At 36.5% G+C, this 11,132-nt stretch carries 12 protein-coding genes; 8 read left to right on the top strand and 4 right to left on the bottom strand.

Annotation, left to right across the window (positions count from 1 at the left end):
* Positions 1-3 precede the first annotated feature (3 nt).
* The 5 genes from I6J03_RS14685 to I6J03_RS14665 all read left to right on the top strand — a co-directional run bounded on the left by I6J03_RS14685 (position 4) and on the right by I6J03_RS14665 (position 3,083).
* On the top strand, positions 4-633 hold the full coding sequence (locus tag I6J03_RS14685) for a response regulator transcription factor (RefSeq protein WP_003005039.1): 630 nt from the start codon (positions 4-6) through the stop codon (positions 631-633).
* 116 nt (positions 634-749) lie between these two features.
* The gene (locus tag I6J03_RS14680; protein ID WP_003005041.1) at positions 750-1,223 is read left to right on the top strand and encodes an LIC11966 family surface protein; all 474 of its coding nucleotides are present in this window, start codon (positions 750-752) and stop codon (positions 1,221-1,223) included.
* 208 nt (positions 1,224-1,431) lie between these two features.
* Positions 1,432-1,758 (top strand): (deoxy)nucleoside triphosphate pyrophosphohydrolase, encoded by a 327-nt coding sequence (locus I6J03_RS14675; protein ID WP_236586191.1) that lies wholly within the window; start codon positions 1,432-1,434, stop codon positions 1,756-1,758.
* Positions 1,759-1,769: 11 nt separating this feature from the next.
* A complete protein-coding gene (locus tag I6J03_RS14670) occupies positions 1,770-2,300 on the top strand; it encodes a hypothetical protein (protein ID WP_003005045.1) in 531 nt (176 codons plus the stop codon).
* A 264-nt stretch (positions 2,301-2,564) separates the two neighbouring features.
* Entirely contained in the window at positions 2,565-3,083 is a 519-nt protein-coding gene (locus tag I6J03_RS14665) for a GNAT family N-acetyltransferase (RefSeq protein WP_003005047.1), read from the top strand.
* Positions 3,084-3,171: 88 nt separating this feature from the next.
* Here I6J03_RS14665 and I6J03_RS14660 read toward each other — a convergent pair whose 3' ends face one another.
* From I6J03_RS14660 to I6J03_RS14645, 4 genes are all read right to left on the bottom strand, one after another.
* On the bottom strand, positions 3,172-4,203 hold the full coding sequence (locus tag I6J03_RS14660; protein ID WP_003005048.1) for a threonine aldolase family protein: 1,032 nt from the start codon (positions 4,201-4,203) through the stop codon (positions 3,172-3,174).
* A 167-nt stretch (positions 4,204-4,370) separates the two neighbouring features.
* A complete protein-coding gene (locus I6J03_RS14655; RefSeq protein ID WP_003005051.1) occupies positions 4,371-5,972 on the bottom strand; it encodes an NHL repeat-containing protein in 1,602 nt (533 codons plus the stop codon).
* 361 nt (positions 5,973-6,333) lie between these two features.
* Positions 6,334-6,552 carry a DUF4287 domain-containing protein gene (locus I6J03_RS14650; protein ID WP_003005053.1) on the bottom strand — a complete coding sequence of 73 codons (219 nt, stop codon included), beginning with the start codon at positions 6,550-6,552 and terminating at the stop codon, positions 6,334-6,336.
* A gap of 121 nt (positions 6,553-6,673) precedes the next feature.
* Entirely contained in the window at positions 6,674-7,630 is a 957-nt protein-coding gene (locus I6J03_RS14645; RefSeq protein WP_232279648.1) for a hypothetical protein, read from the bottom strand.
* Positions 7,631-7,777: 147 nt separating this feature from the next.
* On the opposite strand from I6J03_RS14645, the gene I6J03_RS14640 reads away from it, so the two are divergent.
* The 3 genes from I6J03_RS14640 to I6J03_RS14630 all read left to right on the top strand — a co-directional run bounded on the left by I6J03_RS14640 (position 7,778) and on the right by I6J03_RS14630 (position 11,122).
* Positions 7,778-8,326: a GNAT family N-acetyltransferase gene (locus I6J03_RS14640; RefSeq protein ID WP_003005056.1), complete on the top strand. Its 549-nt coding sequence runs from the start codon at positions 7,778-7,780 to the stop codon at positions 8,324-8,326.
* A gap of 449 nt (positions 8,327-8,775) precedes the next feature.
* On the top strand, positions 8,776-10,257 hold the full coding sequence (locus I6J03_RS14635) for a phytoene desaturase family protein (RefSeq protein WP_003005057.1): 1,482 nt from the start codon (positions 8,776-8,778) through the stop codon (positions 10,255-10,257).
* A 13-nt stretch (positions 10,258-10,270) separates the two neighbouring features.
* Positions 10,271-11,122: a phytoene/squalene synthase family protein gene (locus tag I6J03_RS14630; RefSeq protein ID WP_003005059.1), complete on the top strand. Its 852-nt coding sequence runs from the start codon at positions 10,271-10,273 to the stop codon at positions 11,120-11,122.
* Positions 11,123-11,132: the final 10 nt, after the last annotated feature.

Below are 11,132 nucleotides of genomic sequence, written 5' to 3'. Positions count from 1 at the left end.
CGCATGATAGAAATTATGATCACAGATGACCATCCGATGGTATTGGAAGGTTTAAAAAATGTACTGGCTACAGAAGAAGATCTGAATCTTGCAGCCTGCTTCACCGACGGCGCATCTCTGGTAGCCGGACTGAAAGAAAAACAACCGGATATTCTGCTTCTGGATATCAATCTTCCCGATATCAACAGTATAGAATTAGTAGCCAGGCTCAAATCGGCACACCCGGATATGAAGATTATAGCTCTGAGTGTACATAACGAATTTGCAGTTATCAACAGCATGCTGAGCGAAGGTGCATCAGGTTATATTCAGAAAAATGCTTCCGGAGCCGAAATCATTACAGGCATTCAGACAGTATATGCCGGAGAGCGTTTTCTATGTGCGCAATCAAAGCTGATCATGGATAAGAAGACAGCAGAGGGTCTGCGCAATGTCCCTAAAATAACACGTCGGGAAAAAGAAATACTACAGGAAGCAGCCAAAGGTCTTACCTCAACAGAAATTGCAGATGTACTCTTTATCAGTTCACATACTGTAGAAAGTCATCGGAAAAATCTGATCGAAAAATTTAAGGTAAAAAACATCGCTTCAGTTATCGGATTAGCTTTAGAATACGGATTGATCAGAAAATAATATCTCCATAATCAAAATCACTGATTTTGGGGATACTATCCCTTTTCATTTAGCTCTACTTTTGTAAAGTGCCTGAATGAATGAGGCTATCATATTTATAAACTAATTTAAAAAACATGAAAAACATTATTTCAAAAAGTTTGCTGATGTTACCGGTTCTGCTGATTATGAGCTGTGGTGCAAAAAAAGATCCTGTAGAGTATAACAATGAACTCATGACTGTTATCAATGGCGGGGAAAAGAATATCACAGAAATGAACAGTGCAATGCAGGCCGGGGACTTTGACAAAGCAGGAAAAGTACAACAGGAATGGAGCACAGCTCTGGATAAAGACATCAAAAAAGTAGAGGAAATTGGAGACTTCAACGGAGACGCAAACCTTCAGACCGCAATCCTTACAGGGCTAAAAGGATACAAAAAAATTGTTGCTGAAGATTATCCTAAACTAATTGATCTGCGCAAAAACAAAAAAGAGGATCCGGCTACAGAGCAGCAGTTACTAAATAACATCAACAATGCGCTCGAAGTAATGGCGAATGGTGTGAATGAGGCTTCAGGTAAATTTGAACGCGATCACGCTAAAAAATAAACAGAATTAACAGACCATGTTAAGTGCGTTGTACATGGTCTGTTAATTTTCAGACAATGCCCCTTCCCTCCTTTCTGACTCTTACATTCCATACTTTTCTTATTGATCTTGCATTCAGATTTGTGTATCTTCACTTCATATGTTATATGTTACATGTGCACTCATTATCAATCAGGAGAAAATTCTGATCTGTCAACGGTCAGAGAAGATGAAGCTACCTTTAAAATGGGAATTTCCCGGAGGAAAAATAGAAGCCGGAGAAAGTAAAAAAGACTGCCTCATAAGGGAAATAAAAGAAGAACTGCATCTCCATATTGAGGTAAATGAACCTTTGCAAATGGTGGAACACCATTATACTGATTTTTCCCTCCAATTATTTCCTTTTGTGTGCACAGTAATAGCCGGAGAACTCACTCCTCAGGAACATGCACAGGCTATATGGGTCTCCAGACAACAATTAATGAACTATGACTGGGCAGAAGCGGATATTCCCATAGTAAAAGAATTCTTATCTGGCAATATCATTAAAGATTAAATCCTGAATTTATGGAATTGAGAAAAGAAATAGAGCCTCGTCTGAATATCGCAGAAAAACTTTATCCGGAAGTACTAAAACTCATACTAGACTACACAAACTATTGCGATGAGCATGGAGATGAAGAACTGGTTGAATACAAAAGGCTTGAACAGCACTTACACCTTCTTACCGGCAAAGAAATGTCTTCATTTAACCTCTGGGAATGGTGGGAAGAAAGCGGAGCCGAAGCATTGGCTTTTGACATCAGCCTTCCGGATCCTGAAAAAACAGATAATATTACTATAGAGGAACTTTCCGAAATAGTACGCCGGTTAAAGACCTATGAAGAGTATGAGGACAGTACAAATTCATTCCGGTCTACGTTCCACTTACATCTTACCTTTGGCAACGGATACTTCGATAAATTCTTAAAATTAAATTTCAAGTCCTATGATCCCAAACTTTTTCAGCGCAACAAGGATAAAAACGGAAACTACTTTGAGTATGGGATCAAGGAAATAACAGAGAAGCTATGGAACAACGGCGATTATAAGGCATAACTATCTTTAATACCACCTGTTTTCATCAAATCAGATTCTTTCTCAGTCACTCCCGGAATATATTATCTTCTGACAATAGAAAACATGGAAAATTGTCAGCTAAATGCAACATATTTCTTCAGCACAAGACTTGTTAACAACGTTTCTGCTCATATTTACAGACTATTAACCCTATATTTAACAAAATTTACATTAATCTTTCATTTTTCGAAATCAGTGTATTGCAGTAAAGCGAGACTTTTTTTAATTTAGGACATATCTAACATGGGAAAAGTAATAATTGAAACGGAAAGATTAATAATCAGAGAACTGGAGGATTCTGATTGCAGAGGTATTTTCAGATTAGATTCTAATCCTGAAGTTCACAGATACCTCGGAGGCAAGCCACTGACGACCGAAAAACAGGCGTCTGAAGTTATTGCCTTCATACGAAAGCAATATCAGGAACATGGAATCGGAAGATGGGCTGTGATCCAAAAAGAATCAAATGAATTTATCGGATGGTCTGGTTTTAAACTGATCAAAGTAATGACGAATAATCATATTGACTATCTGGATATCGGTTACCGTTTTGTTCAGGAAGCCTGGGGCCAGGGATATGCCACAGAAAGCGGTAAAGCCTGTTTGCAATATGCCAAAACGCACCTGACAAACTACTCTATCCATGCCATATCAGACATTAATAATCTGGATTCAAAAAAAGTGCTGGAAAAACTAGGCTTTGAAGCAAAAGAGATTTTTGATTATGAAAATCAACTCCATTTCTGGTATCATTTGCGCTAACAAAAAAAAGAAATTACAAGTTGTATTGCTATCCGAAAACAATTACCGGACAGATCAAGAATATCCATATTATATCATTCGCCTGGTATTATGATGATATACGCTTCAGGTCTTTGATAAATTCGTCTACATAATATTCCTCTGTAGCCCACGAGGTAATCAGTCGGACAGCCGAGTGCGATCCATCGATCTGCTTCCATACATAAAAATCATACTTCGTACTCAGCTCTTCGATTACATGTAAAGGAAAAATAGGGAAAATCTGATTGGTGAACGATACCGTAAGCATATCATATTTACATTCTTTCACCGCATGAGCTATTTTCATTGCCATAGCATTAGCATGCTGTGCCAGCCTAAAGTATAGCCCGTCCCTGAACAGTTCCATAAATTGAATTCCCAACAACCTGCCTTTGGAAAGTAGCCCTCCCTTTTGCTTGATCACAAAGTCAAAATCCGGATGAAGAGTAGGATCCGGCAGCACTATCGCTTCTCCGAGCAGCCCGCCGTTTTTAGTGGCACCGATGTAAAATATATCTGTAAGCCGGGAAATATCCGCCAGTGTCAGATCATTTTCAGCTGCAGTAAGTGCATGCCCCAGCCGGGCTCCGTCCATATACAGAAGTAAACTATTTTTGCGGCAGCATACCGATAGTTGCTGCAATTCTGTTTTCGTATAGTGTGTTCCTATTTCTGTTGAATTGGAGATATAAACCAGTCGGGGTTTGACCATATGCGGAGCAAGCGAATGTGCGGATAGCACACGCTCTATATCCGCAGGCTCTAGCTTTCCATCCGATTTGTCTACAGCAATCACCTTATGTCCTGTAGATTCTATTGCTCCTGTTTCATTAGCAAAGATATGTCCTGTAGTCGCACTGATGACGGCCTCATGAGTACGTAATAAGGATGCTATAGAAATAAGGTTTGCCTGTGTGCCGCCGGATACAAAATAAACAGCAGCACCCGGATTCTCCAGTTCACGTCTTAAAATTTCTTTAGCTTCGATACAATATTCATCTCCACCGTAGCCGTTCTGCTGGATAAGATTGGTCCGGACAAGCTGATCAATAATATGGGGATGGGCACCTTCTGAGTAATCATTTTTAAAACTGTACATGCTGGAATCACATTTAAAATATGGAAGCAAAATTACAGTTTATATAATATTCTGAAAAGTGATAATTGCGATGATAAAAATTATTACATGCAAAGAGTCAATAATAATTAATCATTATAATTATTCTTTCTGTATAAAAGTATTATACAGAAAGAATAGTAAATATATTATATTTGTTTAAATACAAAGATCTTTCGGCTGTAGGGATCACTCACTACGACTTCTCCATTTTTATTAACAGATAATCCCGATAAGATTCTACCTTTTAATTCTGTCTCACCAATTTTTTCCCTTACTTCACCTTTCTCATCTGTTTTCATAATATATCCGTCACAAGCAATATATAATTTACCATCAAAAGAACTTAAATCATTTCCATATTTTGATCCTGTATCCCACATTGATACAAAATTACCATTTTTGTCATATGTGCGTATCAAACCATTTCTTGCAGAGCTTACAAATATTTTTCCATTCATAAATGTAATCCCCATAGGATATGGTCCATCAGTCTGTTGAGCTGTCCGTATGGTAGCGGTGAATTTAAGCAGAAAGTTACCGTTAGAATCGTACTTTTTCACACTATTGCCCGTCCCATCAATTAAATAGATATTATCTTCATCATCTACGGTAATCTGTTCAATATTTTGAAATTGTGTATCAGAAGTACCATAAGATCCCCACTGTTTTACGATATTTTTATTTTTATCAAAAATCTTGACATAAGTATTTGTCTGTGTAGTGGTTATTACAGCATTTCCATTTTTAAGAAATGTAGATCCTCTTGGAGAATTTCCATTATGATATATCTCTCTAAAAACACCTTTACTATCAAATTTTTGGACCCATTTATTATAATCATCTGATAAATAGATATTGTTTTCCTGATCAGTAGACAGGTGTAAAATTAGTCCCAATAGCCCAGGAGTATTTCCTTCATAACCAAAGAAAAGATACTGACTGTAATTTTTACCTGAAAGATATCCATACACTACATCACTAAAAGGACTGTAACTTTTTGGGTTATTGTATATCCTGACTTTATAATAAACTTTTGTATAAGGAACTACAGTCGATTTATCTACAAATTCATTTGAATTACCTTCATAAATTAATTCATAATCATTTTTAACAGCACTAAACCTATATAATTGATAATTTGTAGCTTGTGGCATATTCACCCAAGTAACTGTTATTTGCTTTCCAAAATCTCCTTTTGATGCAATGACTTCGATAGGTCTATCCAATGTAGGATTCAGTTCTCCTCTTTTGATAAATTCTATATCTGAGCCAAAATTGGTGACAAACTGTGTTAAGTACTCTACATCCTTTGCCATAATGTTATTTAGCAATTTATCTTCTTTCAGATTTTCAGTAAACTGCTTCAATGTATTAACTATATCAGGTGAAGATAGGACGGAAATAGCATTTCCAATATTTTGATCTATCATCTTTAATTCATCTGTCAACTGTATCTTATAATTATACATATTCGAATAGTTATTCCTTATACCAGAAATAAGTTTGTTAACACCTGTATTAATATCTAATAGAATTTTAGACTCTTCAAGACTAATTTTATTTTGTTGCTGGACTATTTTAATGTTATCATTAATTTTTACAGTCTGTTTGTCCAGAAGATCCAATCGATATTCAAGCTGAATATCTTCCTTGTTTAGTTTTTCCTCATTCTTCTGACAAGATGAAAAAGCCAGAATTAAGACAAACAGAATTAAAAAGCACTTTAAAAACCGACAAATATTTGACATAAAATAAATTAATAATAGTTGAAAAGCAAATATACTGAATAAATTAAAATGGAATAATATTTTTTTATTTTCTAAACCATTATCAGCTTTGATATAAAATAATTACAAATAAAAAAGTTGTTAATTACCGAAAAGTTTAATCAAAATGCGTTAAAATTAAATTTCAACAAAACAATGATTGAATTTCACTATTCCAAGCTTTTATTTCAACTTTGAACAACAAACTCTATTAAAATAAAAACCGACAGCTCCATCCGATTTATGATGCTACTGCCGGTTTTTCTGTTTTTCATAGGAGTATAATATCTCCTTAATAAGCAGGTTTTTTGGGAAAACCTGTACCTCCCTAACCAAAGTTAGATTAAGATCTCTTTCCTTTAAAATAAGCATATATAGACATCGCATGTCCGTGTCCAAGATCAAAGTCTGCTTTGAGCCATTCTATTATCTGTGCAGCTTTAACATCAGGTTTTAGTTTTCCATTTTCTAGGAAACCCTTTTCTGTAGCTAAGGCTTGCAGATCTTCCGGACTCTTCCCCGTTTTGGCCTCGATATTTTCTAAATACGTTTGAAAGGACATATGTGTTATTTCTATGTTAGATTAATTTCTATTGTTGACAGTAACCAAATATAATGTCATTCCTGTCTGATTTGCTTTTCATATGACAAGAAAACAAATTTTCTTATCATATACAACTATTCTAAATAATCAGTTTGTCCAGTTCCAGCAATAGATAACTAATATTCTGATTAATTGTACGTGTAGCTGATTGCATTTGATTAAGCATAGTCGCTCTGTTATGTAAGTCTTCCGCAAGGTATTGACCTCCGTCACTAAAGATAACTGATTTATCTGCAGATTCTGTATCGCCGGCAAACTGATATTTCAACCAACGCTCCTTCATATTCTGAATCAATGATTTTTCACCTCTGTTGGAGAATTTCTTTTCCGTAAACATATACCAGATAAAAGGAGGAAAATTAGGGGATTCCAACTTTTCATGCCATACATCACGCAGCAGATTTCTTCCATGTATAAATTCCACTTTTCTACCCTTAGGATTGAAGGTTGCCAATCCAAACCCCGCTCCCAACACGCCACCGCCAATACCGATAATATCACTCCACATATCATTTTTGACTATTCCACCGGCAATAGAGGTTGCAGCTCCTGCTACGATGGAGTATAAAATTAGTTTATTGGATTTACTGGCATTTATATTATCTACAAAATTTCCCATCTGCGCCACACGTTCTCCTTCACAGTCATATTCAGCAGCAACAGCATCGAGTTCTGTCAATGAAATACTAATCTTATTGTTAATTACATTTTTAAGCTGAAGAATTTTCAACTGAGATGCCATTGTCGAATCACTTTTCAGTTTCATAATGGCTTCCACTTCATCTACATTCCCTAAGGCATTCAGTATTAAAATACTCTGATCAGAGAATGATTTACGCAGGGAAATATTGGCATTCAGAATAGAATCCGAGTTATAGGACGGCACTACATTCTTATAATCATAAATAAAAGGGGACTTACAGTAGCTGTCTCTCAATGTCAGAATATTGCTGTTTATAGTCTTTGAACGACTCGAAGCACAAGACGTTAAAAGAAGCAAAATAACACTACAGATCCAAAAATTTCTTTTCTTCATTTCTTTCTGTGAATAACATCAAAATAAGATCCTGCTGCAGATAATAATTCCTGATCGAAAAGTAATATATTTTTCTAATACACCGAATTAAATTATATAAATTCCATAAAAATATAAGATATACATACAGAAAGCAATTAGCCAAAAATGGAAATTAAAATAGATGAACATATCAAACTGCAACAGACATCTCCCGAACATGCAGAGGGACTCCTTAAAGCTGTGGATCAGAACCGGGATCATCTCTCCAGATTTTTACCATGGGTAGGCAATATGCAGGAAGTGACAGACTTTGATCAGTATATACAATATTGTATGGATCTGTATGATCAGCAACAGGAGATAAGTTTTGTCATTCTCTCCGACCAGACGATCGTAGGCAGAATAGGACTACATCATATAAATCAACAGAACAAAAGTGCTGCTATCGGATATTGGCTGAACAGAGATATGGAAGGAGAAGGGATAATCAGCAGATCCTGCAGGCAGATTATTGATCTTGCATTTAACGAACTTGGATTAAACCGCATAGAAATAAAAGCAGCAGTAGAAAACACCAAAAGTCAGGCTATACCTCAGAGACTGGGTTTTCAAAGGGAAGGTATTTTACGGCAATCCGAACTTGTAAATGGTATATTCCTGGATCTGGTGGTGTTTTCTATGCTAAAAGAAGAATGGAACTATTCCGTTCAATAAGAATGGGTGGTAAACTTACGTTTACCACTCCACTACACTAACTATAAACTATATTAAATAAAGGTTTCATTATAAGTTATAAGCTATAAAAAGGCGATGCAGCACATAGTTTAATTTCTTCTGCTTTTCCTTATTTACGATAATTTATATCATCCGGATTTCACCCCAATCCATTTTCTCCGAATCAACCCAGATTCCATACTTAAAAACACATCTTATGCTGTTTGTATCTCATTGTTATACTCTGTCAGCATTCTTCTATGTACAACGACCCCTGATTAAAAAGCATCTAACTTGTTGTAAACATTCCATTATCTAAAAACCAAATATATTATAACAGACTAAATTTACTACAATATGTTTGTTTTAAAACTTTTTTAATTAAAATATCAACAAAAATAGAATTAAAAAATACTATATTTGATAACATTTGAATTTTATCAAACTATATGAATGTTTCAATAATAGGATCAGGAATATCGGGTCTGGCTGCAGCCTGCTATCTGGCAAAGCAAGGTCACAAGGTCTCCGTTTTTGAGAAGAACAGCACAGCAGGAGGTCGTGCCCGTCAATTTCGGGAAGAAGGGTTTGTGTTCGATATGGGCCCTAGCTGGTATTGGATGCCGGATATTATTGCTTCGTTCTTTCAGGATTTTGGTCACGAAGTTTCAGATTACTATGAATTACAGCGCTTAGATCCGTCCTATACAATCATTTTTGATGAAATGGAGCTACCTGTACCTGCAGATATGACCGAATTGGAAAATCTATTCGAATCTATAGAGCCTGGCAGTAAACAAAAGCTAAGACAGTTTATGCATAATGCAGCTGTCAAATATGAGATAGGCTTGAAGAAATACGCTACATTTCCTTCTTTAAGTGTCATGGAGTACGTCCAACCGGATATTTTCAAAGCATTGATGCGTCTGGATCTGCTGTCTAATATGGATACTCATGTCAATAAGTATTTCAAAAATCCGTATTTACAGAAGCTCATGAAATTTCCGGTACTTTTTCTGGGAGCAATGCCGGATAAAATCCCGGCCATGTACAGTTTGATGAATTATGCAGATGCTTCTCTCGGTACATGGTACCCTAAAGGCGGTATGTATAACATTATAGAGGCGCAATATAAATTAGCAAAAGAACTGGGCGTATCCTTTTATTTTGATCATGATATCAACGAGTTGCTTGTAGAAGAAAGACATGTAAAAGGATTAAAAGTTAATAATAGAATTATTCATTCTGACTTTGTCATCGCCAGTGGCGACTACCACTACATGGAACAGTTGCTACCGGCACATCTCCGCAATTATAATGAAACCTACTGGAGTAAGCGTCAGATGGCTCCTACGTGTCTTATCTTTTACCTGGGAATCAACAAAAAACTGGCGCTCACCCACCATACCTTATTTTTTGACAGTGATTTTAATGCTCATGCAAGCTCTTTGTATGATAAGGAAGAGTGGCCAAAAGAGCCTATGTTTTATGTCTGTGCTCCTTCTGTTACGGATCCTTCTGTAGCACCTGAGGGACATGAGAACCTTTTTGTATTAATTCCTCTGGCATCAGGATTAGAGGAAGGTATTGAAGAAATTGCATCCTTTTACTTTGAAAATGTAATCAGGAGAATGGAAACAAGACTACAGACCGATATTATGTCGCATATCTGTTATCAAAAAAAATACAGCATTAAAGATTTCAAAGACGATTATCATGCCTTTAAAGGGAATGCCTACGGCCTGGCAAATACACTTAGCCAGACTGCATTTGGCAAACCAAGTCTTAAAAACCGCAAAGTGGACAATATGTTATACTGCGGTCAGCTATCTGTCCCCGGACCGGGCGTGCCTCCGGCTTTACTTTCCGGAAAAATAGTCGCAGATCAAGTTGCCCGATATTTAAGCAAGACATCATCCCCCAAAATCTAATAAACATCTACCCATGGACAATCTCAAAATCTTCAATGAACTATCCCGCCTGTGTAGCAAAAAGGTCACCCAGCTTTACAGCACATCCTTTAGCAGTGCCATATCTGTGTTACACGCTGATCTGCACAGACCAATTTACAGCATCTATGGATTTGTGAGATTGGCGGATGAGATTGTGGACAGCTTTCACGGGTATAATAAAAAGAGTCTGCTGGACGATTTCAAAAGGGATACATTTGGGGCGATACAGTCCGGAGTAAGTATAAACCCTGTACTACACAGCTTTCAGTGGGTAGTCAATACATATCAAATTGATCATCATTATATACATGCCTTTTTTGAAAGTATGTATGCAGATTTAGACAAGAAGGTCTGGAAAGATCAGAATGAACTAAATGCTTATATTTACGGGTCAGCAGAGGTGGTGGGTCTTATGTGTCTGCATATTTTCTGTGAGGGAGATCTGGAACTTATCAGAAAACTAACCCCCTCGGCACAGGCATTGGGAGCAGCTTTTCAAAAAGTAAATTTTATGCGGGATCTTCGGGAAGATACGTACGATCTGGGAAGAAGATATTTTCATGATATACAGATGGACCAATTCGATAAGGATACCAAAATCAAAATTGAACAACAGATCACAAAAGATTTTGAACAAGCCTTTGACGGATTGATGCAACTACCTGCCAAATCCAGATATGGGGTATTGCTGGCCTACCGGTACTACCTGTGTCTGTTCGAAAAAATAAAACGATTACCTCCCGAAAACATTTTAAATAAGAGGATCAGAGTACCTGATTATCAAAAATTATTGCTTTTACTTAGAATAAGTCTGGGAAGCAGATTAGCCACTAATCTGGCATAGCTATATGATA

Source organism: Sphingobacterium spiritivorum, from assembly GCF_016724845.1.
GTDB lineage: Bacteria > Bacteroidota > Bacteroidia > Sphingobacteriales > Sphingobacteriaceae > Sphingobacterium > Sphingobacterium spiritivorum_A.
This window is presented reverse-complemented; position numbering and strand designations above follow the sequence as displayed.